This window comes from Enterobacter cloacae complex sp. 402C9 (genome assembly GCF_050030745.1).
Taxonomy (GTDB): domain Bacteria; phylum Pseudomonadota; class Gammaproteobacteria; order Enterobacterales; family Enterobacteriaceae; genus Enterobacter; species Enterobacter intestinihominis.
The window spans coordinates 248315-266710 of the sequence record NZ_JBLGUW010000001.1; the positions used below are offsets into that span (position 1 = coordinate 248315).

Annotated in this window: 18 protein-coding genes, 1 rRNA gene and 1 riboswitch; of the genes, 7 read left to right on the forward strand and 12 right to left on the reverse strand. The window is 56.6% G+C overall.

Translation table 11 applies throughout. The annotated features are described in order from the left end of the window. Nucleotides 1-11: 11 nt before the first annotated feature. From ACQG1K_RS01230 to ACQG1K_RS01275, 10 genes are all read right to left on the reverse strand, one after another. Nucleotides 12-329 carry a PTS lactose/cellobiose transporter subunit IIA gene (locus ACQG1K_RS01230; RefSeq protein WP_003862327.1) on the reverse strand — a complete coding sequence of 106 codons (318 nt, stop codon included), beginning with the start codon at nt 327-329 and terminating at the stop codon, nt 12-14. Beyond that, the gene (locus ACQG1K_RS01235) at nt 329-637 is read right to left on the reverse strand and encodes a PTS sugar transporter subunit IIB (protein ID WP_010425948.1); all 309 of its coding nucleotides are present in this window, start codon (nt 635-637) and stop codon (nt 329-331) included. The genes ACQG1K_RS01230 and ACQG1K_RS01235 overlap by 1 nt, the downstream gene beginning before the upstream one ends. Nucleotides 638-817: 180 nt before the next feature. After that, a complete protein-coding gene (locus ACQG1K_RS01240; RefSeq protein WP_199009190.1) occupies nt 818-2359 on the reverse strand; it encodes a sensor domain-containing diguanylate cyclase in 1542 nt (513 codons plus the stop codon). A 333-nt stretch (nt 2360-2692) separates the two neighbouring features. After that, the gene (thiH, locus tag ACQG1K_RS01245) at nt 2693-3826 is read right to left on the reverse strand and encodes a 2-iminoacetate synthase ThiH (protein WP_022646704.1); all 1134 of its coding nucleotides are present in this window, start codon (nt 3824-3826) and stop codon (nt 2693-2695) included. Then, nucleotides 3826-4593: a thiazole synthase gene (gene thiG / locus ACQG1K_RS01250; RefSeq protein ID WP_023299071.1), complete on the reverse strand. Its 768-nt coding sequence runs from the start codon at nt 4591-4593 to the stop codon at nt 3826-3828. Before thiG ends, thiH begins: the two co-directional genes overlap by 1 nt. Before the next feature lies 1 nt (nt 4594). After that, nucleotides 4595-4795 carry a sulfur carrier protein ThiS gene (thiS, locus tag ACQG1K_RS01255; RefSeq protein ID WP_003862324.1) on the reverse strand — a complete coding sequence of 67 codons (201 nt, stop codon included), beginning with the start codon at nt 4793-4795 and terminating at the stop codon, nt 4595-4597. Then, on the reverse strand, nt 4779-5534 hold the full coding sequence (gene thiF / locus ACQG1K_RS01260) for a thiazole biosynthesis adenylyltransferase ThiF (RefSeq protein ID WP_426720968.1): 756 nt from the start codon (nt 5532-5534) through the stop codon (nt 4779-4781). The genes thiS and thiF overlap by 17 nt, the downstream gene beginning before the upstream one ends. Beyond that, the gene (gene thiE / locus ACQG1K_RS01265) at nt 5521-6162 is read right to left on the reverse strand and encodes a thiamine phosphate synthase (protein WP_367076551.1); all 642 of its coding nucleotides are present in this window, start codon (nt 6160-6162) and stop codon (nt 5521-5523) included. The genes thiF and thiE overlap by 14 nt, the downstream gene beginning before the upstream one ends. Beyond that, nucleotides 6162-8057 (reverse strand): phosphomethylpyrimidine synthase ThiC, encoded by a 1896-nt coding sequence (thiC, locus tag ACQG1K_RS01270; protein WP_038415060.1) that lies wholly within the window; start codon nt 8055-8057, stop codon nt 6162-6164. The genes thiE and thiC overlap by 1 nt, the downstream gene beginning before the upstream one ends. A 78-nt stretch (nt 8058-8135) precedes the next feature. Beyond that, nucleotides 8136-8245, reverse strand: a riboswitch (TPP riboswitch). A 54-nt stretch (nt 8246-8299) separates the two neighbouring features. Continuing rightward, entirely contained in the window at nt 8300-8797 is a 498-nt protein-coding gene (locus ACQG1K_RS01275) for an Rsd/AlgQ family anti-sigma factor (RefSeq protein ID WP_023299075.1), read from the reverse strand. A gap of 95 nt (nt 8798-8892) precedes the next feature. Between ACQG1K_RS01275 and nudC the strand changes: the two genes are divergently transcribed. From nudC to ACQG1K_RS01305, 6 genes are all read left to right on the forward strand, one after another. Next, nucleotides 8893-9666 carry an NAD(+) diphosphatase gene (gene nudC, locus ACQG1K_RS01280; protein WP_022646710.1) on the forward strand — a complete coding sequence of 258 codons (774 nt, stop codon included), beginning with the start codon at nt 8893-8895 and terminating at the stop codon, nt 9664-9666. 38 nt (nt 9667-9704) lie between these two features. Next, nucleotides 9705-10769, forward strand: a complete 1065-nt coding sequence (gene hemE, locus ACQG1K_RS01285) for a uroporphyrinogen decarboxylase (protein ID WP_023299076.1) — start codon at nt 9705-9707, stop codon at nt 10767-10769. A 9-nt stretch (nt 10770-10778) separates the two neighbouring features. Beyond that, a complete protein-coding gene (gene nfi / locus ACQG1K_RS01290) occupies nt 10779-11450 on the forward strand; it encodes a deoxyribonuclease V (RefSeq protein WP_003862312.1) in 672 nt (223 codons plus the stop codon). Nucleotides 11451-11491: 41 nt separating this feature from the next. Then, entirely contained in the window at nt 11492-12082 is a 591-nt protein-coding gene (locus ACQG1K_RS01295; RefSeq protein WP_032626491.1) for a YjaG family protein, read from the forward strand. A 186-nt stretch (nt 12083-12268) separates the two neighbouring features. Beyond that, a complete protein-coding gene (gene hupA, locus ACQG1K_RS01300) occupies nt 12269-12541 on the forward strand; it encodes a nucleoid-associated protein HU-alpha (protein ID WP_002445246.1) in 273 nt (90 codons plus the stop codon). An 11-nt stretch (nt 12542-12552) separates the two neighbouring features. After that, nucleotides 12553-13245: a DUF1481 domain-containing protein gene (locus tag ACQG1K_RS01305; RefSeq protein WP_032626488.1), complete on the forward strand. Its 693-nt coding sequence runs from the start codon at nt 12553-12555 to the stop codon at nt 13243-13245. 48 nt (nt 13246-13293) lie between these two features. Here ACQG1K_RS01305 and purD read toward each other — a convergent pair whose 3' ends face one another. Beyond that, nucleotides 13294-14586: a phosphoribosylamine--glycine ligase gene (gene purD / locus ACQG1K_RS01310; protein WP_022646714.1), complete on the reverse strand. Its 1293-nt coding sequence runs from the start codon at nt 14584-14586 to the stop codon at nt 13294-13296. Between the two features lie 15 nt (nt 14587-14601). Next, the gene (gene purH, locus ACQG1K_RS01315; RefSeq protein ID WP_022646715.1) at nt 14602-16191 is read right to left on the reverse strand and encodes a bifunctional phosphoribosylaminoimidazolecarboxamide formyltransferase/IMP cyclohydrolase; all 1590 of its coding nucleotides are present in this window, start codon (nt 16189-16191) and stop codon (nt 14602-14604) included. Nucleotides 16192-16749: 558 nt separating this feature from the next. On the opposite strand from purH, the gene ACQG1K_RS01320 reads away from it, so the two are divergent. Further along, nucleotides 16750-18291: ribosomal RNA gene (locus ACQG1K_RS01320) — 16S ribosomal RNA — on the forward strand. Nucleotides 18292-18396 lie beyond the last annotated feature (105 nt).

Genomic DNA, 18396 nt, shown 5'->3' on the forward strand with positions numbered 1-18396 from the left:
TCTGTATGTCTTCAATTCACTAACGGGATGCGTCGATAAAGCTCAATCATATCGCCCGCCAGATCCTGAATGACCATCGCGTTCATCAGGTGATCCTGAGAGTGAACGGTGATCAGGTTAACCGGAAGTTTCCCGGTCCCTTCGTCAAGACCGATGAGCTGCGTCTGGATCGTATGCGCATGTTTCACATATTCACGCGACTCTTCCATCGCTTTCTCGGCTTCGTCAAAGTCACCTTTTCGCGCCATCTGCAACGCTGTCAGGGCCGCACTGCGCGCCGCACCTGCATTGACCAGTAGCTCCATGATTGTGGTTTCTAAGTCTTCCATTATGACTCCAGCAGCTTGAGCGCTTTTTCCAGTACGGCATCACCTTTCATCATGCCGTAATCCATCATGTCGATAACCGCGACCTTTTTTCCGAGCGGATCGGCCTGCGCCTGGAGTTTTGCCTGTTCGTATTTAACCTGTGGCCCCAGTAATACGATATCAGCCGTCGCGATGTTATCTTTAAACTCCGCGACCGGAACGGCTTTAATGGTTACTTCGACTCCTTTTTTCTGCGCGGCATCTTTCATACGTTGAACCAGCATGCTGGTTGACATTCCCGCTGCACAGCATAAAACGATGTTCTTCATAGTCAGCCTCGATCTACATGTGTTTATTGATAATTATCCCGCGCAGACCGCTTCAACAACCGCTTTACCGCGATTGTGTGTCAGGCATCACAAAGAAATCGGCATTTTTCTGAAACCGGTTACAATTTTATACATGAAAGCATTCTGCCCGTCTTAACGGGCAGAATTTGAGAAAGGGTATTATCGGCTGGCCGTGCTTACGATGCGGTTTTTACCCTGTTGTTTAGCGGTATACAGCGCTTCATCTACGCTACCAATAAATTGTTCCAGCGGTTCGAAGTGCCACTCTCCCACCCCCGCGCTGAAGGTTACTCGCAGGTTCTCTTCCCGCCAGGTCCGTTTTTCCACGGCGGTGCGCCAGGCTTCCAGTAGCGCGTGCGCGGAGTTCATCAGCTCGGCCGGGAAAATCACCCCGAACTCTTCCCCACCGTAGCGGTAAACAGAAACGTGGTGCGGCTGCATGATCTGAATACCTTCGCGCGCCACGCTGCGCAGAACAATATCCCCGCTCAGGTGGCCCCAGGTGTCGTTAATAGATTTGAAGTTATCGATATCGACCAGCGCCAGAACGAAGGGTTGATGAGCGGTCAGCAGCTCATCCACATCGTTGTCGAAAGCACGGCGGTTCTTGCAGCCTGTCAGCGCATCATGGGTGGCCTGACGGACATAGGCCATCTCACGTTCCTTATTGGTTCGAATGGTATGGCTGAGCATCGCCTCAAGACGTGGCGCCTGATTGACGTCTCCGGTTTTGATGGCGTTGATAATGTTCATCAGCACAGAACGCGAGGCATGGCGCAGGTAAAGCCCGAACAGAATGATGATGATTGCCGCCAGCGCAAATCCCCAGCCGACGACGGTGGTTTCATGCCGGGTGATGACGGAAAGCGTGGCATCGGAGACCCGATAAATCACAAACCAGTCCGGATTGGTGAAAGAGTAGTAGTAATACCAGGTTTTACTTTTGGGGTCGAAAAGATGCCCTTCGCCGCTGGTCATTTTGTCCATCAGCGCTTCGCTTACGTACTGCTTAAAGAGCGCCCCCGTGTCCGGATGCAGCACAACGGCGCCGTCACGTTCCACGACAAAAAACTCACCCTGAACCGGTGCCACCATCTGGCGCAAGGTATACCCCATGGAGGTTAAATCAAGATGGAAAGCGAGCGTGCCCTTCAGACGGCCTTCCGGTGAAATGACCGGTTTATAGAGGGTGACCGTAGGATGTTGGGTGAAATAGTCCAGATAGGGGCGGGTGTAGTGAGGAAAGTTGCTGGCTTCCGCTTGCCCGATAAACCATGGGCGTGTTCGTGCGTCGAACGACCTACTCTTCTCCGTTGGCAGTACTTCCGGCGCGCGCAGATGGTGCCCTTCGGTGTCCGCAAGAGAGATAGACGACACCGTCGGCATCAGATTCTGCAAATGCATTAACATCTGCAAACCCTGTGTCGGATCGATATTTATCGTCTGATTCACTCTGTCTTCACGGGCGTAGTACATCGCAGCGCGACCAAGAATATAGTCATTTTCTCGCAGGATGGATTCGGTATAGTTCACCGCCAGATTATGGGTGAAGTTACCATTAATTTTATGATAATCCTCAATAAAATCCTTCCGTTGTGAAAGGATGACCAGAATCGCGATTATCGCGAAACTGAACAGAATCCCCGCGAAGCTGACCATAATTGGTCGGGTGAAAGAGAGCTTTTTACTGTGGAGTGCCATGAGTTGTGCATCAATCCAGATGGTAGACGCGTTGCGTCTGTCGATATCCTCAGCATAGTCGCTGTCAGATTGCTGGTAGTAAATTATACAGAAAGCGATTTCCGACGGGTTGATTTATCTTAAGAGTAGATAAGAAACGACGTATTTATTTTATCAATTGAAATTTTGTTTAAGAGGCGGAGGGCAGGGCGAAACGAGGAAGAAGCATTTTCACCCTGGTCAGCGTCCGTTGCTGACGTGGTTAATCCTAATAAAACCGGGCAGATCTCCTCAATCACCCGGCGTTGATCTTACGAGCCGTCTCGTAACCTTTCCGCGTTGTTGCAGGCGGTTTCAGCGCAAATGCGAAGCTCTTCCCAGCCAGCTGTCCCAGTCTTTCCACACGGGCTGTAGCCCCTGTGCAGTCAGGGCTTCCGCCACCGCGTCGGGCCGTCGTCCGTCGTGCGGTGCAAACTGTTCCAGTTCCGGGCGATCGTCCGCGTAACCGCCCGGCTGCGTTTTGGAAAAGGCGCTGACGTTGTTGATCGCCAGAGGGATCGCGCGGTCGCGAAACGCGGGGGATTCACGCGTGGAGAGCGACAATTCCACTTCCGGCGCGAACAGGCGAAATGCGCACAGGGTTTGCACCAGCTGGCGCTCATCCATCAGCGAGGCGGGTTCAATGCCTCCCGTACACGGACGCAGCCGTGGGAATGAGATGGAATAGCGGCTTTGCCAGTAGTACTGCTGTAGCCACAGCAGATGCTCCGCCACCATATAGCAGTCAACCCGCCAGCTGTCGGACAGACCGATAAGCGCGCCCAGCCCAATTTTATCGATACCGGCGCGCCCCAGCCTGTCCGGCGTTTCCAGCCGGAAGATGAAATCCTGCTTCTTCCCTTTCAGGTGATGTCGGGCATAGGTCGCCTCATGGTAGGTTTCCTGATAAACCATTACGCCGTCCAGCCCGAGGGTTTTCAGTTCCGCATATTCCTCTTGCGACAGAGGCTGCACTTCCATTTGCAATGAGGCAAATTCGCGGCGGATGGCCGGAAGATGCTGGCGAAAATAGTCCATCCCCACTTTGCCCTGATGTTCACCCGTCACCAGTAAGAGATGTTCAAAACCCATCTCACGAATAGCCGCACACTCGCGGGCGATCTCATGCTCATCCAGCGTTTTACGCTTAATGCGGTTGCTCATTGAGAAGCCACAGTAGGTGCAGTCGTTGGCGCACAGGTTAGAGAGATAAAGCGGCACGTAAAAGCTCACCGTGTTGCCAAAGCGCTGGCGGGTGAGGCGTTGCGCGCGCTGCGCCATCGGTTCAAGGTATGCGCTGGCTGCCGGAGAAAGCAGGGCCATCAAATCCTCGCGGGTCACATGCCGGGCTGTTAATGCCCGCTCTACGTCCGCAGAGGTTTTACTGTTGATGCGTAAGGCAATATCGTCCCAGTTAAGCTGACGCCAGCGATCGGTAAAGGTAGCCATCAGAGTGCCTCCAGAAAACCGGTCAGCGGGCTGGTGGCCTGCGCCTGAAAGCTGCGCGAGCCGGGGCCGGACTGTCGTGCCAGCAGACCGGACTCCACGGCAAGGCGGAACGCACGCGCCATCATCACCGGGTCGTCGGCCACCGCAATCGCGGTATTGACCAGCACCGCATCGGCCCCCATCTCCAGCGCCTGCGCGGCGTGACTGGGTACGCCGATGCCCGCATCCACCACCACGGGCACGGTCGCCTGCTCGATGATGATCTCCAGCATCGCGCGGGTCTCCAGTCCCTGGTTGGAGCCAATGGGCGCCCCTAACGGCATCACGGCCGCGCAGCCGACCTCTTCCAGACGCTTACACAGCACGGGATCGGCACCACAGTAGGGCAGAACGGTGAATCCCTGCTGCACCAGCGTCTCTGCCGCTTTCAGGGTTTCGATCGGATCGGGCAACAGCCAGCGGGCGTCCGGATGAATTTCCAGCTTCAGCCAGCAGGTGCCGAGCGCTTCCCGGGCCAGATGCGCAGCGAAAATTGCTTCCTCGGCCGTTTTCGCACCGGAGGTATTGGGTAAGAGCGTCACGCCTGCCTCCAGTAACGGCGCAAGTATGGCATCGTTGTGCTGACGCAGATCCACGCGCTTCATCGCCAGCGTCACCAGCTGGCTGCCGCTTTCACGAATAGCATCCACCATTAGCTGCGGGGAGGCGAATTTTCCGGTTCCGGTAAACAGATGTGAATCAAAGACTTTGTCGGCAATACGTAACATCTCAGCCCCCAGCGATAACCTGAAACAGCAGGATCTGGTCGCCTTCATTGACCTGCTGATGTTCCCACCGCTCGCGCGGCAGGATCTGTTGATTGAGCGCCAGCGCCGTTCCCGGCTTCAGCTGGCGCAGCGTGTCGAGCAGGGCGGCAACGGTGAGATCGTCGTCGCACGTCATCGGCTCATCGTTAAACAGAATGCGCATCGCGGCCTCCGCATACCGGGCAGCGGTTGGCGCGGTTTAACGCCAGATGGCGCCAGCCGCTGGAACGGGCGTCGAACAGCCGGAGCGTGTTGCGCTCTGTTTCCATGCCGCTGAGCAACTTGATGGCTTCCAGCGCCTGAAGGGTACCCATCACGCCCACCACCGGCCCAAGAATGCCAGCCGTGCGGCAGTTACGCTCCGGTTCAGCCTCGTCCGGCCACAGGCAGCGGTAGCAGCCCTGCGCCCACGGCGGCGTAAGCATCATTATCTGCCCGCCGAAACCGACCGCGCTGGCGGTGATCAGCGGCGTGTTCTGTGCAACACAGGCCGCATTAATGGCCTGACGCGTTGCCATATTGTCCGTGCAGTCCAGCACCACGTCGGCAAGGGCAACTTCGCGTTGCAGATCTTCTCCGCTCAGCCGCGTCTGGAGCGCCACCAGTTCAATATCGGGGTTAAGCTGGTTCAGCCGCTTGCGCGTAACCTGTGCTTTAGGCTGGTTAACATCTTCTGTCGTGAAGAGGATTTGCCGTTGCAGGTTGCTGAGGTGTACCTCATCGTCATCGGCCAGTACCAGCGTTCCCGCGCCCGCCCCGGCCAGATACAGCGCGGCGGGCGCGCCCAAGCCACCCAAACCGACAATCAGTACCCGGCTGGCGAGCAGCTTTTGCTGCCCGTCAATGGCGATATCCTCCAGCAGGATCTGGCGGCTGTAGCGCATAAAATCACGATCTTTCATCGCCTGCTCCTGCCAGTTGTAAAAGCCGTGCGGTGGCGGCCTGCCAGTCTGCGGCCTGGGTGATAGCGCTGACGACGGCGATACTGCCGACGCCGGTTTCCAGCACGGCGGGCGCACGTTCAAGGCTGATCCCGCCGATGGCGACGGTGGGGTAATCGGCAAGGCGCTTAACGTGGGCTGCCAGCTGAGCCAAACCCTGTGGGGCAGACGGCATCTGTTTGGTTTGCGTCGGGAAAACGTGGCCGAGGGCGATGTAGGAGGGGCGGGCCGCCAGCGCCACGTCGATCTCCATATCATCGTGGGTGGAAACGCCCAGCCGCAGACCGGCGTTACGGATTGCGTTGAGATCGGTCGTTTCCAGATCTTCCTGTCCCAGATGCACGCCATACGCCTGGTGTTTAACCGCCAGCCGCCAGTAGTCGTTGATAAACAGGCGGGCGAGGTAGCGACGTCCCAGCGCGATAGCGGCGGCCACGTCGGCCTCCACCTCTTCGTCGCGTTTATCCTTGATGCGCAGCTGGAGGGTGCGAACGCCTGCCTCCAGCAAGCGCTCTATCCACGCCACGCTGTCCACCACCGGGTAAAGCCCTAAGCGGAAGGGGACAGGTGGGAAATCGGGCTGGTACATTACGCCTCCTCCTTTTTGAGGTAGATTTCGCCGCCTTTGGCGCGGAAGGTTTCGGACATGTCTGCCATGCCGACTTCAATGGTCTGCGCGGCGGCGTAGTCGCGCACCTCCTGGCTGATTTTCATCGAGCAGAACTTCGGCCCACACATGGAGCAGAAGTGCGCGACTTTGCCCGATTCCTGCGGCAGGGTTTCGTCGTGGTAGGCGCGGGCGGTGAACGGATCCAGCGCCAGGTTGAACTGGTCTTCCCAGCGGAATTCAAAGCGCGCTTTGGACATGGCGTTGTCGCGAATTTGCGCGCCCGGATGGCCTTTCGCCAGATCCGCCGCGTGGGCGGCAATCTTGTAGGTAATCAGTCCCTGCTTCACGTCCTCTTTGTTTGGCAGCCCGAGGTGCTCTTTCGGCGTCACGTAGCAGAGCATGGCGCAGCCGAACCAGCCGATCATCGCCGCGCCGATCCCGGAAGTGAAGTGGTCATAGCCCGGCGCAATATCGGTGGTCAACGGCCCCAGGGTGTAGAACGGTGCTTCGTGGCAGTGCTCCAGCTCCTCGGTCATGTTGCGGCGGATCATCTGCATCGGTACATGGCCCGGGCCTTCAATCATCACCTGCACATCGTACTCCCAGGCGATTTTGGTCAGCTCGCCCAGCGTGTGCAGCTCGGCAAACTGCGCCTCGTCGTTCGCGTCACGGATGGAGCCAGGACGCAGGCCGTCGCCCAGCGACAGAGAAACGTCATAAGCGGCGCAGATCTCGCAGATTTCGCGGAAGTGCTCGTAGAGGAAGTTTTCCTGATGATGGGAAAGGCACCATTTCGCCATAATCGAACCGCCGCGTGAGACGATACCGGTCAGACGCTTCGCGGTCATCGGCACGTAGCGCAGCAGCACGCCCGCGTGAATGGTGAAGTAGTCCACGCCCTGTTCCGCCTGCTCCAGCAGCGTGTCGCGGAACGCTTCCCAGGTGAGGTTTTCGGCGATGCCGTTGACCTTCTCCAGCGCCTGATAAATCGGGACGGTGCCAATCGGCACCGGGCTGTTACGCAGGATCCATTCGCGGGTTTCGTGAATATAGCGGCCGGTGGAGAGGTCCATCACCGTGTCCGCGCCCCAGCGCGTCGACCAGACCAGCTTTTCCACCTCTTCTTCGATGGAAGAGGTGACGGCAGAGTTGCCGATGTTGGCGTTGACCTTCACCAGAAAGTTGCGGCCGATAATCATCGGCTCGGATTCCGGGTGGTTGATGTTGGCGGGGATAATGGCGCGCCCGGCGGCCACTTCATCACGCACAAATTCCGGCGTGATGTTCTCCGGCAGGCGAGCGCCAAACCCTTCACCCGGATGCTGGTGGCGCAGCACTTCGCTGCGAATGCGCTCGCGGCCCATGTTTTCGCGGATGGCGATGAACTCCATCTCCGGCGTGACGATACCCTGTCGCGCGTAGTGCAGTTGGGTTACGCATTTGCCCGCTTTAGCGCGTTTCGGCGTCAGCAGGCCAGTAAAGCGCAGCTCGTCCAGACCGTCGTCGGCCAGGCGCGCGTTGGTGTACGCCGAGCTGCGCACGCTCAGTTCTTCGCAGTCGTTACGGGCATCAACCCACGGCTGGCGAAGCTTTGCCAGACCCTGCTGCACGTTGATAGCAACATCAGGATCGCCGTACGGGCCGGAGGTGTCATACACCGGCACGGCTTCGTTGTCTTCAAACTGCGGGTGCTCTTTGCTGCCGCCGATAAGCGTCGGGCTGAGCTGGATTTCGCGCATCGGCACGCGGATATCGGCCTGTGAACCGGTGATGTAGATGCGCGTTGAGTTCGGGAAAGCGGTGCCTTCCAGGGTGTCGATGAAGCGTTGTGCGTGTTCGCGCTGTTCGCGGCGGGTCAGTTTTGTTGTAGACATAGCTCATTCCAGATGTGAAGGACATGGCTTGTCAGACGACGGATGAAGCAAGAGAAGATCGCCCGAGGGCGATACAACAGCAGTGTGACTCTTGTTCCCTTCGCAGGTATTAACCTGATCAGGTTCCGCGGATCCCGAATTAACGGTCTCAGCCCGTGCTTTCACACTGGGCACTCCGACAAGAAAAATCCCCCTCCGCAGAGGGGCGAATGGTTGTAAATTACTCGTTAACGATTAAGAACTCAAGCAGGGCGCGCAACGTTATCGCTGGTGCTGATAGTCAGGTTGTTGTCCAGCACGAGGGCGATGAGCTTGTCTTCCAGCGTGAATCGCTCTTCCAGTGCTTCGCCAAGGTCGGAAAGCGCCTGCTGAAACTCAAGATAGTTATCGTGATCGATAGCGTTCTCCAGCGTGGAATCGTAGTAGTCCATGATCTGCTGGGTGTTGGCTTCAAGCAACGGACAGAGTTTACTGGCCGCTAAATACGGCGTTGTCCCTTCCATTTCGCGGATAATGCGTTCATAAAGGTTGAAATGGCCGTCGGAGAGGTAGTCGACCAGGCTCTGACAAAAGTCGTCCAGCGCTTTTTCATTGAGTCGCATAAAGGATTCTTTGCCAGGCTTAAGTCCAACCAGATTGTAATACGCCACAAGGAGATGCTTGCGCACATGTAGCCAGCGATCCACCAGGGTGTTACTTCCTCCAACGCGCTCAGTCAGGCTTTCCAGCTGGTTTAACATGGTCGACTCCATAAGGTTTAAAATGGGATCTGCTTATCCAAAATGTAACCACAATGCTAACAACATGTCAGTGAAGCGAAGGTAGTGCAATAGATATGGATCGTATTATTGAAAAATCAGATCTGGGTTGGTGGATCGTCAGCCACGAACAAAAATTATGGCTACCCTCAGGAGAGTTGCCCTACGGTGCCGCGGAAACGTTCGATCTGGTGGGCCAGTCCGCGCTGAAGATCGGCGAGTGGCAGGGCGATCCCGTGTGGTTGATCCAACAGGCGCGCCGTCAGGATATGGGATCCGTACGTCAGGTGCTGGATCTGGACGTCGGCCTGTTCCAGCTGGCGGGGCGCGGCGTACAGCTGGCGGAGTTTTACCGCTCGCACAAATACTGCGGTTACTGCGGCCACACCATGCACCCGAGCAAAACCGAGTGGGCGCTGCTCTGCGGCCACTGCCGTGAACGTTACTACCCGCAAATCGCACCGTGCATCATTGTCGCCATCCGCCGTGATGATTCCATCCTGCTGGCGCAGCATACCCGCCATCGCAACGGCATTCACACCGTCCTCGCCGGGTTCGTGGAAGTCGGCGAAACGCTGGAACAGGCGGTGGCGCGCGAGGTGATGGAGGAGAGCGGCATTAAGGTGAAAAACCTGCGCTATGTGACGTCGCAGCCGTGGCCGTTCCCGATGTCCCTGATGACCGCGTTTATGGCGGAATACGACAGCGGCGAGATTGTTATCGATCAGAAAGAGCTGCTGGAGGCGAACTGGTATCGCTACGACGATTTACCGCTGCTGCCCCCGCCGGGAACGGTGGCGCGTCGCCTGATAGAAGATACCGTGGCAATGTGTCGGGCCGAGTATGAGTAGTGTTACACTGACGGACTGACGCAATAAGGAACTGCAAAATGACCGAACTGAAGAACGATCGTTATCTGCGTGCGCTGCTGCGCCAGCCCGTTGATGTCACCCCGGTGTGGATGATGCGCCAGGCGGGACGCTATCTGCCAGAGTACAAAGCCACGCGTGCGCAGGCGGGCGATTTTATGTCGCTGTGCAAAAACGCCGAACTGGCCTGTGAGGTGACGCTCCAGCCGCTGCGCCGCTTCCCGCTCGATGCCGCCATTCTTTTTTCGGACATTCTTACCATTCCGGACGCGATGGGCCTTGGGCTCTATTTCGAAACCGGCGAGGGGCCGCGTTTTACCTCACCGATCAAAAGCAAAGCCGACGTTGATAAGCTGCCGATCCCCGATCCGGAAGGCGAGCTGGGCTATGTGATGAACGCCGTGCGCACCATCCGCCGCGAGCTCAAAGGCGACGTGCCGCTGATTGGCTTCTCCGGTAGTCCGTGGACGCTGGCAACCTACATGGTGGAAGGTGGCAGCAGCAAAGCCTTTACCGTCATCAAAAAGATGATGTACGCAGAGCCGCAGGCCCTGCATGCCCTGCTCGACAAGCTGGCGAAGAGCGTCACGCTCTATCTCAACGCGCAGATTAAAGCGGGCGCGCAGTCGGTGATGATTTTCGACACCTGGGGCGGCGTGCTGACCGGGCGTGATTATCAGCAGTTCTCCCTGTACTACATGCACAAAATTGTCGATGGTCTGCTGCGTGAAAACGAAGGCCGTCGCGTGCCGGTAACGCTGTTTACGAAAGGCGGCGGTCAGTGGCTGGAAGCGATGGCGGCCACCGGCTGTGATGCGCTGGGCCTCGACTGGACCACTGATATTGCCGATGCGCGTCGTCGCGTGGGGGATAAAGTGGCGCTCCAGGGCAACATGGACCCGTCCATGCTCTATGCACAGCCTGCCCGTATCGAAGAAGAAGTGTCGACTATACTGTCTGGTTTCGGCCAGGGCGAAGGCCACGTCTTCAACCTTGGTCACGGTATTCATCAGGATGTACCGCCAGAACACGCTGGCGTATTTGTGGAGGCGGTGCATCGGCTTTCTGCCCAGTATCACAAGTAAGGAGTGGTTATGGATCTCGCGTCGCTACGCGCTCAGCAAATCGAACTGGCTTCATCGGTGATCCGCGAGGATCGTCTGGATACGGACCCTCCGCGATACATTGGCGGGGCGGATGTCGGGTTTGAGCAAGGCGGTGAAGTGACGCGAGCGGCGATGGTGGTGCTGAAATACCCGTCGCTGGAGCTGGTGGAGTACAAGGTGGCGCGTATCGCCACCACCATGCCCTATATCCCCGGCTTTCTCTCCTTCCGCGAATATCCCGCGCTGCTGGCCGCGTGGGAGCAACTCTCGCAAAAACCCGATCTGCTGTTTGTGGATGGGCACGGCATCTCCCATCCGCGTCGCCTGGGCGTTGCCAGCCACTTTGGTCTGCTGGTAGACGTGCCGACCATCGGCGTGGCGAAAAAACGCCTGTGCGGCGCGTTTGAGCCGCTCTCTGCCGAACCGGGCGCGCTGGCGCCGCTTATCCATAAAGGCGAGCAGCTGGCGTGGGTCTGGCGCAGTAAAGCGCGCTGCAATCCGCTGTTTATCGCAACCGGGCATCGGGTCAGCATGGACAGCGCCCTGGCATGGGTGCAACGCTGTATGAAGGGCTACCGCTTACCTGAGCCTACCCGCTGGGCTGACGCCGTTGCCTCTTCACGTCCGGCATTCATTCGTTGGCAGGAAATTCAGCCGTGATTCAGGTAAACTGCGGCTAATTTTCGATTCGAGACATCATCATGTTACAAAACCCGATTCATCTGCGCCTTGAGAAGCTGGAAAGCTGGCAGCACGTGACGTTTATGGCTTGCCTGTGCGAGCGCATGTACCCCAACTATGCCGCGTTCTGTAAGCAAACGGAGTTTGGCGAAGGCCAGATTTATCGACGTATCCTGGATTTGATCTGGGAGACGCTGACGGTCAAAGACGCAAAGGTAAACTTCGACTCTCAGCTTGAAAAGCTGGAAGAGGCAATCCCTGCGGCGGACGATTACGACCTGTATGGTGTCTACCCGGCTATCGATGCCTGTGTGGCGTTGAGCGAGCTGATCCACTCCCGTCTGAGCGGTGAAACCCTGGAGCACGCCATTGAAGTCAGTAAGGCATCCATCACGACCGTCGCGATGCTGGAAATGACCCAGGAAGGCCGTGAAATGACCGACGAAGAGCTGCGTGCTAACCCGGGGGTTGAACAGGAATGGGATATTCAGTGGGAAATTTTCCGTCTGCTGGCGGAGTGTGAAGAACGTGATATTGAGCTGATCAAAGGGCTTCGCGCGGACCTGCGCGAGGCCGGTGAGAGCAATATTGGTATAATTTTTAACCAATGAGACAACAAAACGTGATTTAACGCCTGTTTTGTCACTCCTCGACTCTTCCCTTTCGCCCCCCGTCTGGTCTACATTTGGGGGGCGAAAAAAAGTGGCTATCGGTGCGTGTATGCAGGAGAGTGCTTTTTTGGCATTTTCGTCGCACTCGATGCTTAGCAAGCGATAAACACATTGAAAGGATAACTTATGAACAAGACTCAACTGATTGATGTAATTGCGGACAAGGCTGATCTGTCTAAAGTGCAGGCTAAAGCTGCTCTGGAATCTACCCTGGCTGCTATTACTGAGTCTCTGAAAGAAGGCGATGCTGTACAACTGGTTGGTTTCGGTACCTTCAAAGTGAACCACCGCGCTGAGCGTACTGGCCGCAACCCGCAGACCGGTAAAGAAATCAAAATCGCCGCAGCTAACGTGCCGGCATTTGTTTCTGGTAAAGCACTGAAAGACGCAGTTAAGTAAGACGCGTGGCAGTGAACAGTTTTAACGAAGGGGCGGCAACGCCCCTTTTGTCATTATGGCGTGGACCGCTCGCGCTGGCAGGCGTACTGTTGCTGTCTGCCTGTAGTCATGATTCCTCACTCCCCCCGTTTACCGCCAGCGGCTACGCTGACAACCAGGGTGCGGTCAGGATCTGGCGCAAAGATTCCAGCGATGAAGTGCATATGCTTACCGCGTTCAGTCCGTGGCATAACGGCAATACCTCGACCGCAGAATACCGCTGGCAGGGCGATGCGCTGTCGCTCATTGAACTGAATATCTACAGTAAGACTCCCGAACATGTGAAGGTGCGTTTTGACGACCACGGCGAGCTGAGCTTTATGCAGCATGAGGTCAGTGGACTGAAACAGCAGCTTTCCAGCGATCAGGTCGCGCTCTACCGCTACCGTGCTGAACAACTTCGCCAGACCAGCGATGCGCTGCGTCAGGGCCGCGTGGTGCTGCGCCAGGGGCGCTGGCATGCCGACGGCACGGTGACCACCTGCGAAGGGCAGACAGTGAAACCTGAGCTTGAATCCTGGGCAACCGAACACATTCAGCGTCGTCAGCGGCATTCATCTGTTGAGGTGAGTGTGGCATGGCTGGAAGCGCCGGAAGGCTCTCAGCTGTTGCTGGTGGCGAACGAAGATTTCTGCACCTGGCAGCCGACAGAAAAGAGTTTCTGACGTAAATCCCCTCTCCCTTTGGGAGAGGGTTAGGGTGAGGGTGTGAAATTACTCCCCCTGCTCCCGCGCAATGGCACGATAGCCGATATCCTGGCGGCTGAAGCTGCCGTTCCAGTGAATATCCGCCATCAACGCATAGGCGCGCTTCTGCGCCTCTGCCACGGTATGACCCAGCGCGGTCGCACACAGCACGCGTCCACCATTAGTGAGCACGCGGTCATCGTCAGAGAGCTTTGTACCGGCGTGGAACACCTTCGCACCGTCAATCTCTTCCAGCGGCAGGCCGTGGATCTCATCCCCGGTGTTGTAGCTACCCGGATAGCCACCCGCAGCAATCACCACACCTAAAGAGGCACGCTCGTCCCACTCGGAAGTTTTCTCATTCAGCTTGCCTTCGCACGCCGCCAGACACAGATCAACCAGATCGGACTTCATGCGCAGCATGATCGGCTGAGTTTCCGGATCGCCGAAGCGGCAGTTGAATTCAATCACCTTCGGGTTACCCTGCTTGTCGATCATCAGGCCTGCGTAGAGGAAACCGGTGTAGGTATTGCCTTCCGCCGCCATCCCTTTTACGGTTGGCCAGATGATGCGGTCCATGGTGCGCTGGTGTACTTCGTCAGTGACCACTGGAGCAGGGGAGTAAGCACCCATCCCGCCGGTGTTTGGACCCGTGTCGGCATTGCCTACGCGCTTGTGATCCTGGCTGGTGGCCATCGGCAGGACGTGCTCACCGTCAACCATCACGATAAAGCTCGCTTCTTCGCCGTCGAGGAACTCTTCAATCACGATGCGGTGGCCCGCATCGCCAAAGGCGTTACCCGCCAGCATATCCTGCACAGCGGCTTCCGCTTCTTCAAGGGTCATCGCCACGATAACGCCTTTCCCGGCAGCCAGACCGTCGGCTTTAATCACAATCGGCGCGCCTTTTTCACGCAGGTAAGCCAGAGCAGGCTCTACCTCGGTGAAGTTCTGATATTCCGCCGTCGGGATGTTATGACGCGCGAGGAAATCTTTGGTGAAGGCTTTTGAACCTTCCAGCTGTGCGGCACCTTCCGTTGGGCCGAAAATTTTCAGGCCCGCGGCGCGGAAGGCATCTACAACGCCGATCACCAGCGGCGCTTCCGGGCCCACAATCGTCAGATCGATATTCTCGTTCCGGGCAAAGCTCAGCAGCGCCGGGATATCGGTTACGCCGATGGCGACGTTCTGTAGCGCGGGCTCCAGTGCGGTACCGGCGTTACCCGGTGCCACAAAGACGGTTTCAACCTGCGGAGACTGCGCTGCTTTCCACGCCAAAGCGTGCTCGCGCCCGCCATTACCAATCACTAATACTTTCATTTTCTGCTCCGGAAATTAATGGCGGAAGTGGCGCATGTCGGTAAAGATCATTGCGATGCCGTGTTCGTCGGCAGCGGCAATCACTTCGTCATCACGGATTGAACCGCCAGGCTGGATCACACAGGTGATGCCCACAGCAGCGGCCGCATCAATACCGTCGCGGAACGGGAAGAAGGCGTCAGAGGCCATGGCGGAACCTTTGACTTCCAGACCTTCGTCACCTGCTTTAATACCCGCAATTTTCGCAGAGTAAACGCGGCTCATCTGGCCTGCGCCTATCCCGATGGTCATGTTCTCTTTGGCGTAAACAATGGCGTTAGACTTCACGAACTTCGCCACTTTCCAGCAGAACAGCGCGTCGCGCAGCTCCTGTTCGGTCGGCTGACGTTTGGTCACCACGCGCAGGTCGGCTTCTGTCACCATACCCAAATCGCGATCCTGAACCAGCAGACCGCCGTTCACGCGCTTGAAGTCCAGGCCCGGCACGCGTTCCGCCCACTGACCGCAAACCAGCACGCGCACGTTCTGTTTCGCCGCGGTGATTTTCAGCGCTTCTTCGGATGCGGATGGCGCGATGATCACTTCGACAAACTGACGGGAGATGATGGCCTGCGCGGTTTCCGCATCCAGCTCGCGGTTGAAGGCGATAATGCCGCCGAACGCGGAGGTCGGGTCGGTTTTGTAGGCGCGATCGTAGGCATCCATAATGGAGGTGCTTACTGCGACGCCGCATGGGTTGGCGTGCTTGACGATAACGCAGGCCGGCTCGCTGAACTCTTTCACGCATTCCAGCGCGGCGTCGGTATCGGCAATGTTGTTATAAGAGAGGGCTTTGCCCTGTACCTGCTGAGCAGTCGCAACAGAGGCTTCTTTCACCTCTTCTTCTATATAGAAGGCTGCCTGCTGGTGGCTGTTCTCGCCGTAGCGCATATCCTGCTTCTTAATGAAGTTCAGGTTCAGGGTGCGCGGGAAGCGACCAGATGGATCTTTGCTTTCACCGTGGTAGGCAGGAACCAGGCTACCGAAGTAGTTGGCGATCATGCTGTCGTACGCGGCGGTGTGTTCGAAGGCTTTGATGGCGAGGTCGAAACGCGTATCAAGCGTCAGGGACCCTTCGTTGGCGTCCATCTCATTAATAATGGCGCTGTAGTCGCTGCTCTTCACCACGATGGCCACATCTTTATGGTTCTTGGCTGCGGAGCGCACCATGGTCGGGCCGCCGATATCAATGTTCTCTACGGCATCTTCCAGAGAACAGCCTTCGCGGGCGACGGTCTGGGCGAAGGGATAGAGGTTAACGACAACCATGTCGATGGGGGCAATATTGTGCTGCTCCATAATGCCGTCGTCCTGACCGCGACGACCCAGAATGCCGCCGTGCACTTTCGGGTGCAGGGTTTTGACGCGTCCATCCATCATTTCCGGGAAACCGGTGTAGTCGGACACTTCGGTTACCGGCAGACCTTTCTCTGCTAACAGGCGAGCGGTACCGCCTGTAGAAAGCAGCTCCACACCGCGTGCGGAAAGTGCCTGAGCGAATTCGATGATACCGGCTTTATCAGAAACACTGAGCAGAGCGCGGCGGACTGGACGACGTTGTTGCATGGTAAATCCCCTGGATTTCACGATTACAGAGAGCGTTAGATGAATTTTCCAGCGAAAAACTCATCTAACACACCTGACGAGGCCTCCTTGTTAAGCGCGAGCATTTTAACGAAAACGTTTGCGCAACGCTCGCATATTTTCACTTTTTCGAAGCGCTGTGGATAACTCTGTGCGTAAAAGGGTATAAGGCGGGGTTTTGCTGGGGAATGCAGCAGTCAGTCATTTTTCTGTCATTTAGCGGTTGCGGCCTGCGGAGAACTCCCTATAATGCGCCTCCATCGACACGGCAGATGTGAATCACTTCACAGACAACCCGGTCGGTTGAAGAGAAAAAATCCTGAAATAACGGGTTGACTCTGAAAGAGGAAAGCGTAATATACGCCACCTCGCGACAGAGCGCTGAAGCGCGTCGCAACTGCTCTTTAACAATTTATCAGACAATCTGTGTGGGCACTCAAAGTGACATGGATTCTTAACGTCCTCGGACGAAAAATGAATACCAAGTCTCTGAGTGAACACGTAATTCATTACGAAGTTTAATTCACGAGCATCAAACTTAAATTGAAGAGTTTGATCATGGCTCAGATTGAACGCTGGCGGCAGGCCTAACACATGCAAGTCGAACGGTAACAGGAAGCAGCTTGCTGCTTTGCTGACGAGTGGCGGACGGGTGAGTAATGTCTGGGAAACTGCCTGATGGAGGGGGATAACTACTGGAAACGGTAGCTAATACCGCATAACGTCGCAAGACCAAAGAGGGGGACCTTCGGGCCTCTTGCCATCGGATGTGCCCAGATGGGATTAGCTAGTAGGTGGGGTAACGGCTCACCTAGGCGACGATCCCTAGCTGGTCTGAGAGGATGACCAGCCACACTGGAACTGAGACACGGTCCAGACTCCTACGGGAGGCAGCAGTGGGGAATATTGCACAATGGGCGCAAGCCTGATGCAGCCATGCCGCGTGTATGAAGAAGGCCTTCGGGTTGTAAAGTACTTTCAGCGGGGAGGAAGGCGACAGGGTTAATAACCCTGTCGATTGACGTTACCCGCAGAAGAAGCACCGGCTAACTCCGTGCCAGCAGCCGCGGTAATACGGAGGGTGCAAGCGTTAATCGGAATTACTGGGCGTAAAGCGCACGCAGGCGGTCTGTCAAGTCGGATGTGAAATCCCCGGGCTCAACCTGGGAACTGCATTCGAAACTGGCAGGCTAGAGTCTTGTAGAGGGGGGTAGAATTCCAGGTGTAGCGGTGAAATGCGTAGAGATCTGGAGGAATACCGGTGGCGAAGGCGGCCCCCTGGACAAAGACTGACGCTCAGGTGCGAAAGCGTGGGGAGCAAACAGGATTAGATACCCTGGTAGTCCACGCCGTAAACGATGTCGACTTGGAGGTTGTGCCCTTGAGGCGTGGCTTCCGGAGCTAACGCGTTAAGTCGACCGCCTGGGGAGTACGGCCGCAAGGTTAAAACTCAAATGAATTGACGGGGGCCCGCACAAGCGGTGGAGCATGTGGTTTAATTCGATGCAACGCGAAGAACCTTACCTACTCTTGACATCCAGAGAACTTAGCAGAGATGCTTTGGTGCCTTCGGGAACTCTGAGACAGGTGCTGCATGGCTGTCGTCAGCTCGTGTTGTGAAATGTTGGGTTAAGTCCCGCAACGAGCGCAACCCTTATCCTTTGTTGCCAGCGGTCCGGCCGGGAACTCAAAGGAGACTGCCAGTGATAAACTGGAGGAAGGTGGGGATGACGTCAAGTCATCATGGCCCTTACGAGTAGGGCTACACACGTGCTACAATGGCGCATACAAAGAGAAGCGACCTCGCGAGAGCAAGCGGACCTCATAAAGTGCGTCGTAGTCCGGATTGGAGTCTGCAACTCGACTCCATGAAGTCGGAATCGCTAGTAATCGTGGATCAGAATGCCACGGTGAATACGTTCCCGGGCCTTGTACACACCGCCCGTCACACCATGGGAGTGGGTTGCAAAAGAAGTAGGTAGCTTAACCTTCGGGAGGGCGCTTACCACTTTGTGATTCATGACTGGGGTGAAGTCGTAACAAGGTAACCGTAGGGGAACCTGCGGTTGGATCACCTCCTTACCTTAAAGAACCTGCCTTTGTAGTGTCCACACAGATTGTCTGATGAATGATGAACTTCTGAATGTACTTTCGAGTGCATTAAGAAGTTTTGCTCTTTAAAAATCT